This window comes from Mycobacterium sp. UM_CSW (assembly GCF_000455205.1).
Classification (GTDB): domain Bacteria; phylum Actinomycetota; class Actinomycetes; order Mycobacteriales; family Mycobacteriaceae; genus Mycobacterium.
In genome coordinates this window covers 15,399-35,163 of record NZ_AUWQ01000083.1, presented here as the reverse complement: position 1 = coordinate 35,163, position 19,765 = coordinate 15,399, and the positions used below count along the sequence as shown (strand labels likewise).

Here is a 19,765-nt window from a genome sequence, read left to right as displayed (position 1 = left end):
CCGCCCTGGCCGCCCTGGCCGCCGGCGCCACCGATGCCCCCGCTGCCGTTCGCGCCGGCATGGCCGAAGGCCCCGGCCAGGCCGCCGGCCCCGCCCGCGCCGCCGGTGCCACCCTGGCCGCCGTCGGTGCCGTTGCCGCCGTTGATATTGCCGCCGTTGCCGTCGATACCGTGCCCGCCGGTCCCGCCCGTCCCGCCGATGCCGCCTACACCGCCGGCACCGCCGTTACCGAAGATCAGGCCGCCGGTGCCGCCGGCCCCGCCCGCTCCACCGGTGCCGCCGATGCCGCCGATGGCGCTGGTGGTCGCATCGCCGGTGGTGCCGGTGGTGCCCGTGCCACCGGCCCCGCCATGGCCGCCGTTGCCAAAGAACCAGGCGTTGCCGCCGCGGCCGCCGGGCTGTCCGGCCGAGCCGGACCCGCCATTGCCGCCGTTGCCCCACAAGAGCCCGCCCGGCCCGCCGGGTAACCCGCTCCCCGGCGCACCGTCGGTGCCCTTACCGATCAACGGGGTCCCCAGCAGCAGTTCGGTCGGCGCGTTGATCACCCCGCGCACGTCTTGCCAAACGGTCTGCAGCGGAGAGGCGTTGGCGGCCTCGGCGGCCGCGTAGGAACTCCCGGCGGCGGTCAACGCCTCCACGAACTGAGCGTGAAACGCGGCCGCCTCAGCGCTCACCTGCTGGAAGGCCTGCGCGTGCCCGGAGAACAGCGACGCGACCGCCGCCGATACCTCGTCCGCGCCCGCGGCCATTAGCCCGGTGGTCGGGGCTGCGGCGGAGGCACTGGCCGCGGTCACTGCCGAACACAGATCGGACAAATCGGAAGCAGCTGACGATAAAAACTCGGGGGCCGCTACCAGGTAGGACATCGTTGCTCCTGACTCGAGCCCCCGGCGAAAGAATCGTATCTTCGCTCCGCCAGCTCACCTAGGTCGTTTAACCAAAGATTCATTCCACGAGCATTGGGCGGCCCTCACCAGTGCCCGAATCCGCCAGCTCAAACGTGTTTTTCGGCACAACCAAACGGTTATTCCGACTTCAACAATCCATCGACCGCAGAACGCACCATCAACTGGAGGTCGCAAATGGGCATCGGAATATCGGTTCAGGGGTTGACCAAGTCATTCGGCTCGGCCCGTGTCTGGGAAGACGTCACTATGGACATCCCGCCGGGCGAGGTGAGCGGGCTGATCGGCCCGTCGGGCACCGGAAAGTCGGTGTTCTTGAAGTCGCTGATCGGGCTGCTGCGCCCGGAGCGCGGCTCGATTGTCGTCGACGGTGTGGACATCATGCAGAGCACGGCCAAGGAGCTGTACGAGATCCGCAGGCTGTTCGGGGTCATGTTCCAAGACGGCGCGCTGTTCGGATCGATGAACCTGTACGACAACACCGCGTTCCCGCTTCGCGAGCACACCGACAAGACCGAACGCGAGATCCGCGACATCGTCATGGAAAAGCTCGCGCTGGTGGGTCTGCAAGGCGACGAGAAGAAGTACCCCGGCGAGATCTCGGGCGGCATGAAAAAACGCGCCGGACTGGCCCGCTCGCTCGTCCTCGATCCCGAGATCATCCTGTGCGACGAGCCCGACTCGGGTCTGGACCCGGTCCGCACGGCCTACCTGTGCCAGCTGCTCATCGACATCAACGCGCAGACCGACGCCACGATCCTGATCGTGACCCACAACATCAACGTCGCCCGCACCGTGCCCGACAACATCGGCATGCTGTTCCGCCACAAGCTGGTGATGTTCGGACCGCGGGAGGTGCTGCTGACCAGTGACGAGCCGGTGGTGGGACAGTTTCTCAACGGCCGGCGGATCGGGCCGATCGGCATGTCCGAGGAGAAGGACGAGGCGACGATGGCCGAAGAGCAGGCGATGGTCGACGCCGGTCAGCACGCGGGCGGCGTCGAGGATATCGAGGGCGTGCCGCCACAGGTGACCGCCACTCCCGGCATGCCGGAGCGCAAGGCCGTCGCGCGGCGCCAGGCCCGCGTGCGGGAGATCCTGCACACCCTTCCACCCAAGGCGCAGCAGGCCATTCTCGACGACATGGAGGGCGACACCGCATCGGTTGGCGCGCAGCGGCGCTGACGATCCGGACGACTACGCGGGCGAGGGCTGCGACCGCGATACCCGGCCGACCAGTACACCGATGAGCGCCGCCGCCAACCCGGCGGCCGTCGCCGCCGCCGACGACGCCGACAGCACGAAGTAGCCGAAAGCGACGCCGCCGCACAGCAAAACGAGGCGCGGCGGCGTCCAGGCGGCCGCCGCGGGCAGCCGGTAGGACAAACCGATGCCGAGCAGCAGGGCCAGGACATGTCCGACGGCGGTGAAGTCGGCTCCGATGGCCGCGACCGTCACCGCGATGCCGAGCCACCACCCGATCCACGCCGGCTGCCAGCGCGACGGAATCGACGCCGTCAGCGCGCCCAGGACGCAAACCGCGCCGTAGCTGACTCCGACGTCGCTCGCCCGCGCGATGGAGAAGGGCAGCCAGCCCGCCTCGACCGCGACGACCAGGCCGACCGCCACCAGCAGCGTGGCGCCGATATGACCGACCGCGAACGCGATGACCAAACCCCTGCTGCGCCAGATCAATTCGCCCAAAGCCAGCAGGCAGACGAGTCCGGGCAGGCAGGCACAGATCTGGCCGCCGTCGTCGACGAACGCGCTGCCGACGAGCGTGGCAAGCCGGCCGTGGGCCAGATTGTGCAGGTTGGTGCTCATACGACTCACCGCGACCTCGCGGGCGTGCGGACCCAGCGCGGTCAACAGGAGCGACACGGCCACCAGGGCGGCGGCGTACGCCGCCGTGATGCGCACCGAGGCCGCACGGGCCAGCGTCCAAGTGGTCATCGTGGACCAACGCTGGGTGTTGTCACGAACGGCGGTGGTGGACATGGTCATTCGCTCGATCCCGAATGGCCCGACCAGCCCCGGTCCCGGGCGAGCAGGTCCGCGATGGTTTCGCGACGGATCAGTTCACGCGCCTCGCCCGCGGCGACCGCGACGAGCGGTGGGCGCCCCATGACGCTGCAGCTCGATCCCATCGAGTAGTGGTAGGCGCCGGTGCAGGCCACCGCCAGCAGATCGCCGGGGTGGACGTCGGCGGGCAGCTCGAGGTCGCAGGCGATCTCGTCGCCGGCCTCGCAGTGCCGGCCCACCACGGTGACCGGCGCGCCGTCCGTCGCCGCGGGCCGGTTGGCCAGGGCCACGGTGTATTTCGCGCCGGCGGGCGCCATCCGTGGGTTATCGCTCATGCCGCCGTCGACCGCGACGACGGTGTGCCCGTCGGGTCGGCGCTTGACGGCGACCACCCGGTACAGCGTGATCCCGGCGCGGGCCGCGATCGCCCGGCCGGGCCCCATCACGACCCGGGGTCGCGGGTAATCGTGTTGGGCACAGGCGGATTGGAGCGCGGCGTCGATGACTGTGCCGAATGTTTGCGGGTTGAGCTCGGGGTCGCCGTTCCGGTAGGGGACCGCGTGTCCACCGCCGAGGCTGAGCTCGGTCAGCACCACATCATGGCGATCGCGGACTTCGGCCATCAAGGCCAGCATCTGCCGGATCGCCTCGCCGTACAGCCCGACGTCGGCGAGCTGCGACCCCAATTGGCAGTGCAGCCCGACCAGGTCCAGCCACGGCTCGCCCACGAGCCGCTTGACCGCGCCGGCGGCCTGCCCGCCCGCCAGGGCGAAGCCGAATGTCTGGTCGCCGCCTTCGACGTCGGGAATCACTCGCAGCAGCACGCGTTGACGACGGCGCACCCGCCCGGCCAGCAGGGCGATCTCGTTCGGGGTGTCGATCACGATTCTTCCCACCCCCGCGGCGACGGCGTCGTCGAGCTCTCCCGCGCTCTTGGCGGTGCCATTGAGCACGATGTTCGACGGCGGCACCTCCCCGGTCAGGGCGGTGGCCAGCTCGCCGCCCGAGCAGACCTCCACGCCCGCGCCTTCCTCGGCGGCCCACCCCGCGAGGGCCGCGCTGAGCAGCGCCCTGCCCGCGTACATCAGTTCGGCGGCGGGCAGAGCCGCGCAATAACCCCGGATTCGGGCCCGGAAGTCGTGTTCATCGACCACGTAGGCGGGGGTGCCGAACTCGGCGGCGAGGTCGGTGGCGGCCACGCCGCCGATGCACAGCCGACCCGTTTCGTCGACGGAGCTGCTCAGCGGCCAGATCGCGCGGTCGAGGTGCGGTCCCACCTCACGCCGCTGCGACGAGAGCAGCTCGGACAGCGTCATGCTTCCACGGTGCAGGCGTGCGGCGGGGTCCGCCGCGTTCTTAACGAACCTTTCACACGCGTGTGATTAATCTTCACGGATCCGGTACGGCGGACCGCCTGATCCGGCCCATTCAGGCGAAGTAGTCCGACGGAACGAACGGAACGTCGTCCGGCGCATCATGACGGGCGGCCAACAGCGCCCGCGCGGCGTCCCCGATCGGAATTCGCAGCGGTAGCTGCGGTTTCTCGGCGGCATCGACCACCTCGGCGGCGACTTGCTCCGGTGTGATGATCCCGGCGCGCGCGCCGCCGCCCGCCAGGATCGCTGCATACGGGTCGTCCGGCAGCGTGTAGGTGGTCACATCGTCGAGTGCGCCGGAGCTCACGGCACCGGGTTCGAGTAGCGCGGCCTGCACCCCGAACGGTGCGACCTCGATGGCCAGCGCCTCGACCAAGGCCTCCAGCGCCCACTTCGTCGACGCGTACGCCGCGCCGGGTGGCAGCACGACACGGCCCATGACGCTGGAGATGAACAGGAGCTTCCCGTCGCCACGCGCGCGCATCTGTGGCAAGACCGCCTGTGCGACGCGGATGGCGCCAAGGGTGTTGAGGTTGAGCAGTCGCTGCAGTTCGGCCAGCGGGGTGGCTTCCACGGACGCGTAAATGATGTCGGCGGCGTTCGAGACCAGAATGTCGACCTCCGCCGCGGCCGCGACCGCCGCCGTCACGCTGGCATCGTCGGTGACGTCGAGCGCCAACCGCTCGCTGACGTCGAGGTTCGCGAGCGCGCGGGGGTCGCGGGCGGTGGCCAGGACGCGATGCCCGCGACGGGCGAACTCGACGGCCAAGGCGCGGCCGATGCCGCGGCTGGCACCGGTGATCAGAACGGACGACATGGCATGTGCTCCTTATTAGTTGGGACTGGCTACGCCGAGGCGGCGAAGCGCGGAAGGTTCTGGCGGACGAAGTCGGCAAACGGCTTGGGCGGACGACGAAGCATCGTTGTCAGGGTGTGCGGGTCGGGCGCGATGGGAGGCTCGGATCGTTGCGACGCGGCCGCGCCGACGGTTGAAATATGTTGTGCCATAGCGCCGTTGATGGGCGAGCCGGGGTCGGACTCGGCGGCGCTCTCCAATTGACTTCGCCACTCGGCCGCGGAGATGTGCTCATAGCGCACGGAACGACCGGTTTCGGCGGCGATGATGCGTGCTATCTCCGCGTGGCTGATGACCTCGGCGGGTGGCGGATAACTGATCTGCGGTGCGGACGGTCGCGGTGCCAGGAGATGAGCGACCGTGATTTCGGCAGCGTCCTCGCCGCTGATCCACGGCGCCGGGGCCGCACCGAAGCTGTTGGCGATCAGGCCCTTCCGGATGAGGGTGTCCCCATGCAGGAGCAGGACGTTCTCGTGAAACAGGGCGGCGAACCGCAGCACCGTGGGGTTCAGACCGGCCCAACCGAACAGCTCCTCGGCGACCGCCTGCGCCTGACCCAGTCGGCTGGGGCTGTCGACCGACGACACGACCATCGACATCACCACCAGGTGCGCCGGTGACCCGGCGTCGACAAGAGCCGAGGAAAGGTTGGCAGCGGCCGAGATGACCCCTGCGGCAACGGGATAGGTGAAGTAGACGGCGCTCACGTCTTGGACCGCACCGACCAGTGACGCCCGGTCGTGCAGGTCACCGACGATGGTCGCGGCGCCACGACGCCGCAGGTCGGCCGCCCGGTCGTCGTCCGTGCGGACCAAAGCGCGCACCGCGTGGCCGCGGCGGAGCAGGCAGTCCACCACCGTTGAGCCGGTCCCGGCGTGCCGGCCGGTCGCCCCTACGACCAGGATCGGTGGCGCCTCTGACGGTGGTTGCGGCATCGGGCCTCCTCAAGCGGCGGGCTGTCCGTTGGTACTGAGAGTCTTTGCGCCAGTCGGCAAATCGAAGACCAGCAGCGTGGTGGTCGCGGTCGCCACCAGCCTTCCCGACTCGTCGCTGACTTCTGCCTCGGCGAATCCGATCCGCGACCCCGCTTTGACCACGGTGCCGACTCCGCGCAGCGTCCCACTGGCCACGGTGACCGCCCTGAGGTAGTTGACCTTGATTTCGACCGACGTGTAGCCGACGCCTTCGGGCAGCGTGGTGTGCATCGCGCAGGCGGCCGCGGTGTCCAACAGGGTGCACACGGCACCGCCGTGCACCACGCCCAGCGGGTTGTACATGGACGCATCCGGCGTCCAGGAGAACTCGATGCGCCCGTTTCGCACATGCTCGAGCCGCATGCGCAGCAGCTCGGCGATCGGTGAAGGCGGCAACTGCCCGTCGGCGACCGCCTGCCAGTACGAAAGGCCGGACATCGACGCGGCCGCGGCCTGCGTGGCGACGGGGTCACGCCAGGTGACCACGCGCGACTGCTCCACGCCCCAGCCCACTGAAGTCTCCACGCGCTGGCCTTCCGGAAACTGATCGGTTTACTTACTGCGACTTAACCTAGCGCTGTGATTACTTCTTGTAAACCGCCCGGTGTACGATGGAGATGTGAACGACGCCACATCCCAGACGCGCCCGACGGGCGGGCGTGGGGCCCGCGAGCGCATCGAACGCGCCGCGGCGCGGCTCTTCTATCGCAATGGGATCCATGCGACCGGCGTCGAACTCATCGCCCAAGAGGCCAACGTCTCGAAGCGCACGCTGTATCAGCACTTCGCCAGCAAGAACGACCTTGTGGACAATTATCTGCGCGGCTATGAGGCCCGCGGCGGCTCGCCTAACGAGCGGCGGCTGGAGGACGCCACCATGTCCCCGCGAGAGCGTCTCCTGGCGATCTTCGAAATGTCGCCCCGGGAAGTATTGCGAGGCTGTCCCTTTCACAATGCGGCCGTGGAATCCGCCGGATCGCTTTCGAGCACGGACGAGATCGTGCGGGCCCACAAGCAGGCCTTCACCCGCCGCCTCATTGCGGTGGCGCAGCAGGCGGGTGCCACCGACCCTCACCTGCTCGGCCAGCAGCTTGCCGTGCTGTTCGAAGGCGCCACCGCGATGGCCACCTCGCTGAACGACACCGCGCCAGTCGTCCATGCCCGCGCCGCCGCGGCCACGCTGATCGACACCGCCCTGCGCCCTTGACGATCCCCTCCCGGTGCTGCTAGACATGGCGTGCGCCCAAATTTGGGCGATCGCCCAAATATCGGGATCGAGGTGGCAATGGGCCGGATGGAGGGCAAGGTCGCGTTCGTGACCGGCGCCGCGCGCGGACAGGGCCGCAGTCACGCGGTCCGGCTCGCGCGGGAGGGCGCCGACATCATCGCCGTCGACATCTGCCGCAAGTTCGAGGCGTCGCCGGCCGACGGCGCGACGCCCGAAAACCTCGACGAGACCGCAGGCTTGGTGAAGGACGCCGGCGGCCGCATCGTCACCGAGGTGGTCGACGTCCGCGATTTCGAGGCGCTGCGGGCCGCCGTCGACAGCGGGGTCGAACAGCTGGGGCGCCTGGACGTCATCGTCGCGAACGCCGGCATCGGCACGACGGCGGGAAAGCTGCACAAGACCGACGAGGCGCTGTGGCAGGAGATGATCGACGTCAACCTCAGCGGGGTGTGGAAGACGGTGAAGGCCGGCGTTCCGCACATTCTCGATGGCGGCCGCGGCGGCTCCATCGTGCTGACGTCGTCGGTGGCGGGCAACAAGGCCTACCCGCACGTCGGCCACTACGTGGCGGCCAAGCATGGTGTGATCGGGCTGATGCGTTCGTTCGCAGTCGAATTGGGCCAGCGGATGATCAGGGTCAACGCCGTCCTGCCGACGCACGTGAATTCGCCGCTGCTGATGAACGAGGCCACCTACCGCGCCTTTCGGCCGGAGCTGGAAAACCCCGGTCCCGACGACCTGGCGCCGGTGTGCCAGAGCTTCCACTACCTGCCGATCCCCTGGGTGACCCCCGAAGACATCAGCAACGCGGTGTTGTTTTTGGCCTCCGACGAAGCGCGCTACATCACCGGCGTCGCGCTCCCGGTGGATGCCGGCAGCTGCCTGAAGTAAGGATGCATCGATGACCGTCACCAACGACACCGACGTCTATTACGACCCCTACGACACCGGGATCATCGCGGACCCGTACCCCACGTATGCGCGGCTGCGCGAAGAGGCGCCGCTCTATTACAACGAGCGGTACGACTTCTGGGCGATATCAAGGCATTCCGACGTCGAACGGGCGCTGGCGAACTGGGAGACCTTCTCCAACAGGAGAAGCGACATCCTGGAGTTGATCCAGTCGAAGTTCGACATGCCGGGCGGCGTCATGATGTTCCAGGATCCGCCCGAACACACCAGGCTGCGCGGCCTGATGTCGCGCGTGTTCACCCCGCGCCGGATGGCCGAGCTCGAAGACCAGATCCGGCGGTACTGCGTGCGGTGCCTGGACCCGCTCGTCGGGTCCGGCGGATTCGACATCATCGCCGAGCTCGCCTCGATGATGCCGATGCGCGTGATCGGCATGCTCCTGGGAATCCCCGAGTCCGAACAGGTTTCGGTGCGTGACGCCAACGACGCCAACCTGCGCACCAAGCCGGGCACCCCGATGAAGGTCGCCGACGCCGAGTCGATCGCCGACGGGCGGATCTACGCGGACTATGTCGAATGGCGATCCAAGAACCCGTCGGACGACCTGATGACGGTGCTGCTCAACGTGGAGTTCGACGACGAGCACGGGGTGCACCGCAAGCTGACCCGCAAGGAGGTGCTGCATTACACCCAGGTGGTCGCCGGCGCCGGCAACGAGACCACCGGCCGGCTGATCGGCTGGCTGGCCAAGGTACTGGCCGAGCACCCCGACCAGCGCCGCGAGGTCTATCGGGATCGTTCACTGTTGACCCGCACCGTCGACGAGACGCTGCGGTTCGAGCCCACCGGGCCCCACGTGGCGCGTTGGATGGCAAGGGATTTCGAGTGCTACGGCCGGACCGTTCCGGCCGGCAGCGCCATGCTGCTGCTGTTCGGCGCCGCCAACCGCGATGACCGCCGCTATGACGATCCCGACACGTTCAACATCCGCCGCGACAACATCTCCCACATCACCTTCGGTAAGGGCGTGCACTATTGCCTCGGGGCGAACCTGGCGCGCCTCGAGGGCCGCGTCGCGCTGGACGAGATCCTCAACCGATGGCCGGAGTGGGATATCGACTACGACACGGCGCAATTGGCGTCGACGTCGACGGTGCGCGGCTGGGAGCGACTGCGGGTCGTGCTCCCGTAGGTCAGCCGCGCGGCTTCTTCGGGGTCGGCATCTCGAACCGATCCAGGAACCGGTTCACCAGCTGGACGGCCTCGTCGTGGCCGCCTTTGGTGCCGAGTGTTTGCTCGAGGATCAGGGTGCGCCCGATCGCGGCGATGACGACCGCTATGCCCGCCGGTGGGAATTCGCTTGTGTCAAGGCCGTGTTCGCGGACGACGAAGTTCAGGGCGGTGATCTGCTGCTCGCGCCACCGCTCCTGCCAGGCGGAGATCTCCGCCCGGATCTCCTTGCGATGGTTGGCAAGTCCCATGAACTCCAACAGCAGCCGCGCGTCCTTGGGTTCGATGAGCGTCTGCCAGAAGGCGTGCAGCGGCCGGTCGGAGGCCAGCGCCTCGCTCTGCCGTTCCAGGTAGGCGGCGGCACCGCGCCGGAACACGTCGAGGTACAACTCGTCCATCGTGGGGAAGTAGTAGTGCACCAAGGCCGGTTTGACGCCAGCCTCGGCCGCGACCCGCCGCGACGTGGCCGCGGCGTAACCCTCGTCGACCATGATCCGGCTCGTCGCGTCGATCAGCATGTCCCGAGTTGTCGAGTCCCTGGCCATCACCGACCCTAAATTGGGCGATCGCCAAAAATCAACCGGCTGCCGTAGGGATTGTCGGGCCACTTGACCGACCTCGCGAAAGGGTGATAGGCAATGTCGAGCCCACGTGCTGGGCGATCGCTCAGGAAGGCGGGTGGGCGCGGGTGAAGACGGCGGTGGTGACCGGTGGTGCGTCCGGGATCGGCCGCGCGGTCGCGGAGCGGTTGCGCAGCGACGGATTCCGGGTGGCGGTCATCGATCTGTCGCCCACCGACGACGGGTTCGGTTACGTCGCCGATGTCACCGACCGCGCACAGGTCGACGCGGCGGTTGCGGCCATCCGCGAGGCGCTCGGCCCGATCCTCGTGTTGGTCAACGCGGCCGGCGTGGAGGGCTTCAAGAAGTTCCTGGACATGTCCTTCGAGGCGTGGTCGAAGGTGATCGACGTCAACCTGAACGGGGTGTTCCACACCATTCAGGCCGTGCTTCCCGACATGGTCGAGGCGGGCTGGGGGCGCATCGTCAACATCTCCTCGTCGAGCACGCATTCCGGCCAGCCGTTCATGGCCCACTATGTGGCGGCCAAGTCCGCGGTCAACGGCCTGACCAAGTCGCTTGCCCTCGAATACGGTCCGAGCGGGATCACCGTCAACGCGGTGCCCCCGGGGTTCGTCGACACCCCGATGCTGCGCAGCGCCGAGCGTCGGCAGCTGCTCGGGGGCACGGTCGAGGACCACATCGCGCGCACTCCGGTGCGCCGGGTGGGCCGGCCAGAGGACATCGCGGCGGCGTGCGCGTTCTTCGTGTCCGAGGAGACCGGCTACATCACCGGCCAGATACTCGGCGTCAACGGCGGCCGCAACACCTGATAAGGATGAGGTGTGGCTCCCAGCTTCCAGGACGTGATCAAGTCCAAGTACCTGCTCCTGACCACCTTCACCAAGGACGGCCGCCCCAAGCCGACCGCGATATGGGGCGTTCCCGAGGGCGGCAAGCTGCTCGTCATCACCGACGACGGGTCGTGGAAGGTCAGGCGGATCCGCAACACGCCTAGGGTGACGCTCGCGCGCAGCACGGCGTTGGGAAAGCCGAAGGGCGAGGCGGTCGAAGGGGTTGCCCGCGTCCTGCCGAAGTCCGAGACGCGGCGCGTCTACAACGCCGTGCTCAAGCGGTACTGGTATCACGCCTGGTGGTTCTATGCGCACTCGATCGTGCGCGGCGGCATCGACAAGGTGCACGTCGGGCTGGAGATAGAGCCGGCGTCCTAGACGGTCCGTCGCGGCAACGACAACACGTCACATCAGTCCCTGCAGGTTGGGGTCGAACCATGTGCCCGCCTCAGCGCGACAACCGGGCGCCCTTAGGGATTTGTCGCTCGGAGGCGGGCACGACAGGTGGCCGCTCCGCCAGGGGCCCATGGGTCAGATGTGATTGCCGGTGAAATCACTCCCGCCGGAAACCGTTATGCGCCAATCGGGGTCGCGGCGTCGCTCTTGGGGTCGATGAGGATCTTCGCGTGCGCCTCCGGATCGCCGAGCGCGTCGAACGCGGCCTCGACCCCGGGCAGCCCGACCGTCCCGGTGATCAGCGGGGCGACGTTGACCTTGCCGTCGGCGAGCATGTGCAGCGTGTCGCGGAATTCCAGCGGGGTGTAGCCGAGCACGAACCGAAGGTCGGTCTCCTTGTTGATCGCCATCGCCGGGCGGATGTGGTCGGAACCCATGCAGACGCCGACCACAACGACGCGCGAGAACAGCGGGGCGCCCGCGATGATGCCGTCGATAATGCCTGGGACGCCGACACATTCGAAGATGACGGGGTGTTTCGGCGTTGCGGCGCCGGCGGCCTCGGCGGCGCGCCAAAAGTGCCACCAGGGCAGCCGTAGCCGTTGCAGCTTTTCGATGGTGCCGACCGCCAGATCGAACGCCTCGAGGATGCCCTGCAGGTGCTTGCGGCTCGCATCGGTCGCGTAGGGCGAGTCCTGGGCGGGATCGACGACGGTGTCGGCGCCGCAGGCGGTTGCCAGCGCGCGCCGGCCCGGCGAGAAGTCGCTGGCGATCACGGTGCGCACGCCGTGCGCCTTGAGCATGCAGATCACCGCGAGACCGATTGGCCCACAGCCGATCACGATCGCGACATCACCCTTGCCGACCTCGCCGCGCCGCACCGCATGCCAGCCGACGGCCATCGGTTCGGTCAGGGCGGCCACCTCGGGCGCCAGCCCGTTGGGGACGGGCAACGTCAGCGACTGCTCGACGAGGAGCTGCTCGGCATAGGCGCCCGGCGCCATCGTCGACAGCCCGATCCCATGCACCTCCTTGCCGCGGCGCAGCAACGGCAAGGCGACGACCCGGGTGCCGGTCCGCGGGGCCTTTCGGGTGCCGGGCCCGTAATCGAGGACCTCGCCGCAGAACTCGTGGCCGAACACGACGTGCTGGTCCGATCGCATGAACGCGTCGTAGCCGGATTCGGCCATCACGTCGGCGAGCTCGTCGCAGTGGTGGCGCGCATGCAGGTCGGATCCGCAGATGCCGCACCGCAGTACCTCGATCAGCAACTGGCCCTTGCCCGGCACCGGCGTCGGCTGGTCGACGACTTCGAGCTTGGCGTTGGTACACGTGACGCTCTTCATCTGTCGATCCTCCTACACCGGCTTGGATTTGAGCCCGTCTCGCCGAGCCTGTAATTCTGCAGGCCCCTACTCGCACTCTGTCTGCAGATTTACAGTCTCGGCGCGTTGAGCGACGCGGTCAGCTGCCGCGCAAGGCCGCGAACGTGTCGGCCACGGTGTCACGCGGGTCCCGATAGGTGATGCCGAGTTCTCGCTCGCTGGGCGAGTCGTCCGATGCCGGCATCTGCGTGTAGTACTGCATCCCCGCCGACGTGAACGGCGTCTCGAAGGGCAGAAACCGGCCCGCCCGGTCCATTACCGCCCCCGCCACCCGCAGCGCGGTGTCCGGGATGGGAACCGCGACCATGGTAGTCCCGGCGATCTGGCCGAGCATGGATGCGAGCTCGGCCACCGGAACCCGATGTCCGCCAGCGGTGTAGCGGCGCGGCCCGCGCCCCGGCTCCAAGAGCGCGGCGTGCAGCGCGGCCAGATCGCGGACGTCGACGACCAACCACGCCGCGCTGCGCCCCGGAATCGCATGCATTTGCACCGCGGCCTTGACGCCCTCGCCGGCCTCGCCGAACTGATCGCCGGCCGGGGGGCCGAGGACCATCCCGGGATAGGTGATGCTGACCGGCGCACCCGCGTCCTGCAGTCCGCGCGCATAGATCTCCACCTGCGCCTTGGACGTTCCGTACCCGTCCGCTCCACCGACGACCGGTAGGTCCGCCGTGAGTGTCTCCAGGCCCGGATGAAACAGTGCCGTGAAGCTCGACACGTGAACGATCGGGTCCAGCCCCAGCTCGACGGACTGGCCGAGGACGTTCTGCGCGCCCTGCATGTTCGTCGTCAGCATCTCTTGGGTCTGGCGCGGGTCGGTGGCCACCAGGGCGGCGCTGTGCACGACGGCGTCGCACCCGCGCAGCGCTTCCCGCACCGAGACGCGATCGGTGATGTCCCCGACGGCGTAGTCCGACACGTCGACGCCCAACTTGGCGACGGACGTCTTCAGCCGGTCGGGATTTCGCACCAGGAAACGGATGGTGTGCCCCGCGTCCGCAATGGCCTTGGCGGTCCAACCGCCGACGAATCCCGTGCCGCCCGTGACCAGAACATGCATGCTGCGATTCTGCACGGGGCTACAGGTGACTCGCGGCGTAGGTGGCCGCTTGGCCCGTCATCCCGTTCACCGAATACGACACGTGCGCGAAGGCGTCGTTGCCGTCACCGCAGATCCCGTCGCCCGGCGCGCACAGCTCCAGGGTCTTGGGCTGATAGAGCGGGCCGATGGCGATCACCGGCGCGCCGTACTTTTGCAGCCACGGACCCGACGGTGTCCCGAAGAGCGTGACGGCTGCGACATGGTTGGCGACGTCCGGCGGCATGGGCTTGGGCACCGCCGACGCCGGTACGCCCGGCGGTACGGAAGCCGACGTGACGAAACCGGCTACCGCCGCGCCCTGGGAGTAGCCGCCGAGGACCTCGCGGGTCTTCGGGCAGTTCGCCGCCATCGACTCGATATGCGAACCCGCGTCACGGATGCCGTCGATGACGGTCAGCGGAAAGTCGCTGTTCGAAAAATCGGTGCTGGCGGGGTAATTCACCGGATACACCCCGAGCGACCGGCCGCCGATCTGCCCGCGCAGCGCGTCGACGAATGACCCGCCGACGCCGCCGACGCCGGGCGGTTCCCCGGAACCGCGGGCGAACACCACCTCGACGTCGGGACACGGATCGGCGGACGCGCCGGGCGCGGGAGCGCCCAACAGTGCGAAGGCGGCCGACGCGGCCGCGACTCCCATGGATGTCGTGAATCGGCGCATGTTCGCAGACCTTCGCATTGTCGGTGTCCTTACCTGGTATTCGACGCCAATTGCGCCGTGGATTGCCAGCAAAAACGTTTCTCCACCGGGCTGGCCGGTCGCAGCAGAAAAGGCCAGCGGGCCGCCGAGGGTACCGGCGAACCCGCTGGCCAAATCATCAATTACTTCTTGAAGGCGTCCTTCACCTTCTCGCCGGCGTCCTTCAGGCTGGACTTCGCCTGATCGGCCCGGCCTTCGTTTCTGGTGTCGTGATCTCCGGTGGCCTTGCCGATGGCTTCCTTGGCCCGGCCGCCCAGATCTTCGATCTTGTTCTTCGCCTTGTCTGTTCCACTCATGTGCTGGTGACTACCCAGCGGTGGGCCATCTCGAAACCGCAGGTCGTCGCGCCTGCCATGATGGACATCGTGGGCACCGCGGTGGTGGTGGCGATTGTTGCCGTGCTGATGTTGTTGGGCATCGGCATGGTGGTCAATCAGCTGTTTCGGCTCAGGAAGTGGTTGAACGCCCCGCCCCCCGACCAACCGCCGGGCGACCAGACCTCCCGGCCCCCGGAATGAGCTGTGTTCAGCGCGTTTGCCGGCTGATAGCTTGATCCCGTGATGGCATCGCGCAGGGGATCGACCCTGCTGGTGACCGACGACGGCTTGCCCCGCGGTGTGTCCGGCGCCGCCGACCCCCATTTCGCCAATGTCATCGGGATCTTCGCCCGGTTGTTCTTCGGCCGCCGTTTCGGCGGCGGTGCGCTGGCCGTCTACATCGACGGTGTGCCCGTCGTCGACGTCTGGACGGGGTGGTCGGACCGGGCCGGCACCGAACGCTGGACCGCCGACACGGGAGCGATGGTGTTCTCGGCTACCAAGGGCATCGCGTCGACCGTGATCCACCGGCTGGCCGATCGCGGCCTGTTGTCCTATGACGACCCGGTCGCCGAATACTGGCCCGAATTCGCGGCCAACGGCAAGGCCGACATCACGGTCCGCGACGTGCTGCGGCATCGGTCCGGGTTGTCGCACCTGCGGGGTGTCACCAAGATTGAGCTGATGGACCACGCACTCATGGAAGAGCGCCTGGCCGCCGCGCCCGTCGATCATCTGCGCGGCGTGCAGGCGTACCACGCCCTGACCTACGGATGGCTGCTCTCCGGCCTGGCCCGGGCGGTGACGGGCAAGGGCATGCGGGAGCTGATCCGCCAGGAAATCGCGCGCCCGCTCAACACCGACGGCCTGCACCTCGGCCGCCCGCCCGAAGGGGCGCCGACGAAGGCGGCCCAGATCCTGATCCCGCAGGGGCGGCTTCGCGCCCCGGTGTTCAACTTCATCGCACCGAAACTGGCGGGCCTGCCGTTCTCCGGTGCGCTGGGGGCGATGTACTTTCCCGGCGTCATTTCCCTCATCAAGGGCGACACCGAATTCCTGGACGGCGAGGTGCCGGCGGCCAACGGCGTGGTGACCGGCCGCGGTCTGGCCAAGATGTACGCCGCGCTGGCCAATGACGGCCGGATCGACGGCAAGAAATATCTGTCCGAGGAGTTGGCGCGCGGCCTGGCGGGGCAGCCGCAGCGCAAGTGGCCCGACGCAAACATGGTGGTGCCCATGCCATTTCACCTGGGCTACCACGAGTCGCCGGTGCCCGGGCTGCTCAAGGGTTTCGGTCACGTGGGTCTGGGCGGGACCCTCGGCTGGGCCGACCCGGACTCCGGCAGCGCCTTCGCGTTCGTGCACAACCGGCTGCTGACCCCGTTGCTCTTCGACATGGGTTCCTTTGCGGGACTGGCCAGTCCGCTGCGCAACGCCGTCGAGGCCGCCCGCCATCAGGGCCCGCTCGAGGTGCCGCGGCTCGGCGCGGCATACAAGTCCGACCGCCGTCGGGCGGCGGTGGCGTCCGGCGGGCGTTAACTCCTTAGAACCCGAAGAAGCCCGACTGGTTCGGCGCCATGTTGAAGGCGCCGGAGCTCAGGAATGCGGCGCCCATGTTCGCCAGGCCCGAGCTGAAGGCGCCGGTGTTGAACAAGCCGGTGTTGAAGCCGCCGCCGCCTGAGTTCCCGATGCCGACGTTGAAATCGCCCAGACCCGAATTGAAGAGGCCGACGTCGAAGCCGCCACCCGAGTTCAGTATGCCGATCGAGGGGCTGGTCCCCGAGTTGAAGAAGCCCACGTCGCCGTCGCCGCTGCCCGTGTTCATGAAGCCCGTGGTGAAGCCGCTGGAATTCGTGTTGAAGAAGCCCGAGCTCAAGCTCCCGCCGCCGGTATTGAAGAAGCCCGAGTTGTCCGTCCCGGTGTTGCCGAAGCCCGAATTGGCAACCGACTGCACAGCCGCGCTGCCCACGCCGGTGTTGAGGGTTCCCGAATTGAACATGCCCGTGTTGACCAACCCCGAGTTCTCGTAGCCGGTGTTGAAGTCCCCACCGTTGAAGTCGCCGGTGTTGTCCGTTCCGGCATTGAAGTTGCCGGTATTGCCCACGCCGGAGTTGAACATACCCATGTTGTCCAAGCCCGAGTTCCCCATGCCGAAGTTGAAGCTGCCAGAGTTTGCCATACCCATGTTGTTGACCCCGGAGTTCCAGAAGCCCAGGTTGCCGCCCGCCAATGCGTTCGGTCCCGCATTTCCGAAGCCCATATCCAGGCCGCCCGAATTAGCGAGACCGGTGTCGACATTGCCGGAGTTGAAGAGGCCGGTGTCGGTGACGCCCGAATTGCCGATGCCGAAGTTTCCGTTGCCGGAGTTGAAGAAGCCGACGTTGTTGGTGCCCGAGTTGAACAGGCCGATGTTGCCGCTGCCGGAGTTCAGGCCGCCGAAGTTGAACTGATTGGTTGCGGTGTTGAAATAGGTGTTCCCGACACCGATTTCGTTGTTGCCGGTGAGCCCGAAGCCGATGTTGTTGTTCCCGGTGTTCCCGGCGCCGATGTTGCCGCTACCCGCCGTGCCGCCGGGGCCCGAGTTCCCGAAGCCGATGTTGTTACTGCCGAAGTTGCCGAACCCGTAGTTGGCGTTACCGTCGTTCCCGCTGCCGTAGTTCTGGTTGCCGATGTTGCCGCTACCGAAGTTACCGCTGCCGTTGTTGCCTGAGCCGAAGTTTCCACTCCCGGTGTTGCCCGAGCCCAGATTTTGGTTGCCGAAGTTTCCGCTGCCCAGGTTTTGGCTGCCGATGTTTCCGTTGCCCAGGTTCAAGGTGGACGCGATTGTGCCATCGGCGCCGTTCCCGCTGCCGAAGTTGAGGCTGCCGTTGTTGCCGTTGCCCAGGTTTTGGTTGCCGATGTTGCCGTTGCCGAAGTTGGTGTTGCCGGTGTTGCCGGAGCCCAGGTTATTGCTGCCGATGTTGCCGATGCCGAGATTGAAGCCGGGGGCGGCCGCTGCCGCGCCCACGGTGGTGGTGATCGTGCGGACGCTACCGTCAACCTTGCTGGCCGCGGCCAGGCGTAGGGTCCGCGCTTTGGACACCGACCCGTCGCACGCCGACCTGACGGCGGCGACCATGGGATTGTCGGAGATGGCGACCGTGGCCGCCTGGGTGGCCGCGGCGGGCAGGCTCTGCAGCAGCTGCGGCAGCGATGCCAATTGCGCGGCCGCGGCAGACGCACCGCCGTGATAGCCGACCATCGCGGCCACGTCGGCCGCCCACATGAGTTCGTATTGGCCCTCGACGGCGGCGATCGCTGGGGCGTTGAAGCCCAACAGGTTTGAGCGAACCAACTGCGCAAGCTGATTGCGGTTGGCGGCGACGAGCACCGGATGCACGGTCGCTGCCAAGGCCGACTCGAACGCGCTTGCCACCGCCTTGGCCTGCGCGGCGGCGTTTTGCGCCTGAGCCGCTGCGGCGCTCAACCATCCGCTGTAGGGGGTTGCCGCGGCAATCATCGCCGCCGACGCCGGGCCCTGCCAGGCCTGGCCCGCCAGGCCGTTGGTCACCGAGGAGAACGAGTCGGCCGCCGACCCCAACTCGCCGGCCAGTCCGTCCCAGGCCGACGCCGCGGCCAAGAGGGGACCGGACCCGGCGCCGTTGAATATGAGCGAGGAATTGATCTCTGGCGGAAAAATCGAAAAGTTCATCGCCGCAGTCCATTCAGGGCAGGGAGCTGCGCGAGGTGCGCGCTATGCCCACCTCACAGCGCCCGCCCCCGCAGCGGAACGAAGCAGACTATACGAGCAGACCGTTCGAATGTGGCCGTTTTCGCGAGTTCGGATCAAATCCAAATGACGCGTGGACTTTTCGCCCGTTACACCTTGGCGAAGCCTCTGGGAAGCGTGAGCGGCAGATCGGTGTACGTGACGATGCCCGGCGGGGCAGCGACGACCGCCGGAATCGCGTTGATGGCCGGCAGTGCCGTCATGATGTGACCGAGCGCCATGAAGTCGGCGATGGTCTCGGCTTGGAAGTAAGGGGGCGGTAGGAAGCCGACCTTGGTTGTCACCGTTGGCTGCCCGTCGATTTGGATGACCCAACCGTCCTGGTCGATCTTCCAGTCGGGCTCGAGCGTCTGTCCCTTGCGCCACCGCACGTTGAGGTCGATCAACGTCTTGTCGCCGACGACTCCCTGCCAACTGATGTAGACGCCCGCGACGCATCCCGCCGGGATCGTCCACGACGCCATCTCGAGATCGGCTGTGGTCTGGGCGAATTCGGCCACGCAACGCACCTCGTCGAGCTCGACGCCGAGCGCGTCGGCCACCAGGCGCACGGCCTCGCCGAAGATCGCCGTACCCTTGCGGGCCATGTCCGCCAGCTCGGGGTGGTCGATCGGCTGGCCGAAGCCGACCGGCCTCTCGGTGTCCGGCGAGTCGTAGAACGTGGTGTCGGCCGCTTCGATGACGGACACCTTGTCGATCCGGTTGCACACCATCGCCGAGACGATGGCCAACAACTCGGCGAAGCCCGGGCTGACCCCGGAGCCGAACATCGTCGAGCCGCCCTTCTGGCAGGCGTCGACGATCCGCTCGCGACCCTCGCCCAGGTTCGCCCCGGTGATGAACGACGCCGTCGTCACCACGTTGACGCCCGCCGACAGGATGCGGACCAGCTCGTCGACGCTGATCCACATGGGGTTGTAGACGACGCAGTCGGGCTTCAGAGCGAGCAGCGCGTCGATGTCGTTGGTGGCGGCGACGCCCAGCGGCGGGATGCCGACGAGTTCGCCGGCGTCGCGGCCGACCTTGTCTTCTGACCAGGCGTAGCAACCCACCAGTTCGAGGTTGGGATTGTCGGCGATCGACTGCAGCGAGCTCTTGCCGACGTTTCCGGTGTTCCACTGAACGACGCGATAGTTGTTTGGCACTCGCTCAGCATAGGGAGTCGGGTGGCCGCCGAGA

The 19,765-nt window shown here is 67.6% G+C and carries 21 protein-coding genes; 8 read left to right on the top strand and 13 right to left on the bottom strand.

The genetic code is table 11. The features are described 5' to 3' along the window. On the bottom strand, positions 1 to 866 hold an 866-nt coding region (locus tag N415_RS24545), incomplete at its 3' end, for a PE family protein (protein WP_152531558.1). Positions 867 to 1,082: 216 nt separating this feature from the next. On the opposite strand from N415_RS24545, the gene N415_RS24540 reads away from it, so the two are divergent. Then, positions 1,083 to 2,090 carry an ABC transporter ATP-binding protein gene (locus N415_RS24540; protein WP_068187493.1) on the top strand — a complete coding sequence of 336 codons (1,008 nt, stop codon included), beginning with the start codon at positions 1,083 to 1,085 and terminating at the stop codon, positions 2,088 to 2,090. Positions 2,091 to 2,102: 12 nt separating this feature from the next. On the opposite strand, the gene N415_RS24535 is transcribed toward N415_RS24540, so the two are convergent. From N415_RS24535 to N415_RS24515, 5 genes are all read right to left on the bottom strand, one after another. Continuing rightward, complete coding sequence (locus N415_RS24535) at positions 2,103 to 2,858, bottom strand: rhomboid-like protein (protein WP_068187497.1); 756 nt, start codon at positions 2,856 to 2,858, stop codon at positions 2,103 to 2,105. Positions 2,859 to 2,905: 47 nt separating this feature from the next. Next, positions 2,906 to 4,243 carry a diaminopimelate decarboxylase gene (gene lysA / locus N415_RS24530; RefSeq protein WP_068187492.1) on the bottom strand — a complete coding sequence of 446 codons (1,338 nt, stop codon included), beginning with the start codon at positions 4,241 to 4,243 and terminating at the stop codon, positions 2,906 to 2,908. Positions 4,244 to 4,355: 112 nt separating this feature from the next. Next, on the bottom strand, positions 4,356 to 5,120 hold the full coding sequence (locus N415_RS24525; protein ID WP_068187491.1) for an SDR family NAD(P)-dependent oxidoreductase: 765 nt from the start codon (positions 5,118 to 5,120) through the stop codon (positions 4,356 to 4,358). A gap of 29 nt (positions 5,121 to 5,149) precedes the next feature. Then, positions 5,150 to 6,094 carry an NmrA family NAD(P)-binding protein gene (locus N415_RS24520; protein ID WP_068187490.1) on the bottom strand — a complete coding sequence of 315 codons (945 nt, stop codon included), beginning with the start codon at positions 6,092 to 6,094 and terminating at the stop codon, positions 5,150 to 5,152. Positions 6,095 to 6,103: 9 nt separating this feature from the next. After that, the gene (locus tag N415_RS24515) at positions 6,104 to 6,658 is read right to left on the bottom strand and encodes a PaaI family thioesterase (protein WP_068187489.1); all 555 of its coding nucleotides are present in this window, start codon (positions 6,656 to 6,658) and stop codon (positions 6,104 to 6,106) included. Positions 6,659 to 6,752: 94 nt separating this feature from the next. Between N415_RS24515 and N415_RS24510 the strand changes: the two genes are divergently transcribed. From N415_RS24510 to N415_RS24500, 3 genes are all read left to right on the top strand, one after another. After that, positions 6,753 to 7,340 (top strand): TetR/AcrR family transcriptional regulator, encoded by a 588-nt coding sequence (locus N415_RS24510; RefSeq protein WP_068187488.1) that lies wholly within the window; start codon positions 6,753 to 6,755, stop codon positions 7,338 to 7,340. Between the two features lie 78 nt (positions 7,341 to 7,418). Beyond that, a complete protein-coding gene (locus N415_RS24505; protein WP_068187487.1) occupies positions 7,419 to 8,252 on the top strand; it encodes a mycofactocin-coupled SDR family oxidoreductase in 834 nt (277 codons plus the stop codon). 10 nt (positions 8,253 to 8,262) lie between these two features. Further along, entirely contained in the window at positions 8,263 to 9,465 is a 1,203-nt protein-coding gene (locus N415_RS24500) for a cytochrome P450 (protein WP_068187486.1), read from the top strand. Between the two features lies 1 nt (position 9,466). On the opposite strand, the gene N415_RS24495 is transcribed toward N415_RS24500, so the two are convergent. Further along, positions 9,467 to 10,021: a TetR/AcrR family transcriptional regulator gene (locus tag N415_RS24495; protein ID WP_068132786.1), complete on the bottom strand. Its 555-nt coding sequence runs from the start codon at positions 10,019 to 10,021 to the stop codon at positions 9,467 to 9,469. A gap of 170 nt (positions 10,022 to 10,191) precedes the next feature. On the opposite strand from N415_RS24495, the gene N415_RS24490 reads away from it, so the two are divergent. Both N415_RS24490 and N415_RS24485 read left to right on the top strand, forming a co-directional pair. After that, the gene (locus N415_RS24490; RefSeq protein ID WP_068187485.1) at positions 10,192 to 10,896 is read left to right on the top strand and encodes an SDR family NAD(P)-dependent oxidoreductase; all 705 of its coding nucleotides are present in this window, start codon (positions 10,192 to 10,194) and stop codon (positions 10,894 to 10,896) included. A 12-nt stretch (positions 10,897 to 10,908) separates the two neighbouring features. Then, complete coding sequence (locus N415_RS24485) at positions 10,909 to 11,295, top strand: PPOX class F420-dependent oxidoreductase (RefSeq protein WP_068106678.1); 387 nt, start codon at positions 10,909 to 10,911, stop codon at positions 11,293 to 11,295. A 194-nt stretch (positions 11,296 to 11,489) separates the two neighbouring features. Here N415_RS24485 and N415_RS24480 read toward each other — a convergent pair whose 3' ends face one another. From N415_RS24480 to N415_RS24465, 4 genes are all read right to left on the bottom strand, one after another. After that, complete coding sequence (locus tag N415_RS24480) at positions 11,490 to 12,659, bottom strand: zinc-binding dehydrogenase (protein ID WP_068187484.1); 1,170 nt, start codon at positions 12,657 to 12,659, stop codon at positions 11,490 to 11,492. Positions 12,660 to 12,777: 118 nt separating this feature from the next. Further along, positions 12,778 to 13,758 carry an SDR family NAD(P)-dependent oxidoreductase gene (locus N415_RS24475; protein ID WP_068187483.1) on the bottom strand — a complete coding sequence of 327 codons (981 nt, stop codon included), beginning with the start codon at positions 13,756 to 13,758 and terminating at the stop codon, positions 12,778 to 12,780. Between the two features lie 19 nt (positions 13,759 to 13,777). Continuing rightward, positions 13,778 to 14,461, bottom strand: a complete 684-nt coding sequence (locus N415_RS24470) for a cutinase family protein (RefSeq protein WP_068187482.1) — start codon at positions 14,459 to 14,461, stop codon at positions 13,778 to 13,780. A 161-nt stretch (positions 14,462 to 14,622) separates the two neighbouring features. Then, positions 14,623 to 14,796, bottom strand: coding sequence for a CsbD family protein (locus tag N415_RS24465; protein WP_068187481.1), 174 nt, complete (start codon positions 14,794 to 14,796; stop codon positions 14,623 to 14,625). A 6-nt stretch (positions 14,797 to 14,802) separates the two neighbouring features. Between N415_RS24465 and N415_RS32340 the strand changes: the two genes are divergently transcribed. Then, a complete protein-coding gene (locus N415_RS32340; protein WP_152531555.1) occupies positions 14,803 to 15,018 on the top strand; it encodes a hypothetical protein in 216 nt (71 codons plus the stop codon). 42 nt (positions 15,019 to 15,060) lie between these two features. Continuing rightward, positions 15,061 to 16,356, top strand: coding sequence for a serine hydrolase domain-containing protein (locus tag N415_RS24455; protein WP_068187479.1), 1,296 nt, complete (start codon positions 15,061 to 15,063; stop codon positions 16,354 to 16,356). Between the two features lie 4 nt (positions 16,357 to 16,360). Here the strand turns inward: N415_RS24455 and N415_RS24450 are convergent, their stop codons facing one another. Together N415_RS24450 and N415_RS24445 are read right to left on the bottom strand one after the other, a co-directional pair. Further along, positions 16,361 to 18,508 (bottom strand): PPE domain-containing protein, encoded by a 2,148-nt coding sequence (locus N415_RS24450; protein ID WP_068187478.1) that lies wholly within the window; start codon positions 18,506 to 18,508, stop codon positions 16,361 to 16,363. Positions 18,509 to 18,675: 167 nt separating this feature from the next. After that, positions 18,676 to 19,731 carry a dihydrodipicolinate reductase gene (locus N415_RS24445; protein ID WP_068187477.1) on the bottom strand — a complete coding sequence of 352 codons (1,056 nt, stop codon included), beginning with the start codon at positions 19,729 to 19,731 and terminating at the stop codon, positions 18,676 to 18,678. Between the last annotated feature and the right edge of the window lie 34 nt (positions 19,732 to 19,765).

Coding starts and splice junctions, on each gene's coding strand:
- N415_RS24495 (WP_068132786.1), bottom strand. CDS start 10,021: ATGCTGATCGACGCGACGAGCCGGATCATGGTCGACGAGGGTTACGCC.
- N415_RS24520 (WP_068187490.1), bottom strand. CDS start 6,094: ATGCCGCAACCACCGTCAGAGGCGCCACCGATCCTGGTCGTAGGGGCG.
- N415_RS24465 (WP_068187481.1), bottom strand. CDS start 14,796: ATGAGTGGAACAGACAAGGCGAAGAACAAGATCGAAGATCTGGGCGGC.
- N415_RS24540 (WP_068187493.1), top strand. CDS start 1,083: ATGGGCATCGGAATATCGGTTCAGGGGTTGACCAAGTCATTCGGCTCG.
- N415_RS24470 (WP_068187482.1), bottom strand. CDS start 14,461: ATGCGCCGATTCACGACATCCATGGGAGTCGCGGCCGCGTCGGCCGCC.
- N415_RS24450 (WP_068187478.1), bottom strand. CDS start 18,508: ATGAACTTTTCGATTTTTCCGCCAGAGATCAATTCCTCGCTCATATTC.
- N415_RS24535 (WP_068187497.1), bottom strand. CDS start 2,858: ATGACCACTTGGACGCTGGCCCGTGCGGCCTCGGTGCGCATCACGGCG.
- N415_RS24500 (WP_068187486.1), top strand. CDS start 8,263: ATGACCGTCACCAACGACACCGACGTCTATTACGACCCCTACGACACC.
- lysA (WP_068187492.1), bottom strand. CDS start 4,243: ATGACGCTGTCCGAGCTGCTCTCGTCGCAGCGGCGTGAGGTGGGACCG.
- N415_RS24525 (WP_068187491.1), bottom strand. CDS start 5,120: ATGTCGTCCGTTCTGATCACCGGTGCCAGCCGCGGCATCGGCCGCGCC.
- N415_RS24480 (WP_068187484.1), bottom strand. CDS start 12,659: ATGAAGAGCGTCACGTGTACCAACGCCAAGCTCGAAGTCGTCGACCAG.
- N415_RS24475 (WP_068187483.1), bottom strand. CDS start 13,758: ATGCATGTTCTGGTCACGGGCGGCACGGGATTCGTCGGCGGTTGGACC.
- N415_RS24505 (WP_068187487.1), top strand. CDS start 7,419: ATGGGCCGGATGGAGGGCAAGGTCGCGTTCGTGACCGGCGCCGCGCGC.
- N415_RS24455 (WP_068187479.1), top strand. CDS start 15,061: ATGGCATCGCGCAGGGGATCGACCCTGCTGGTGACCGACGACGGCTTG.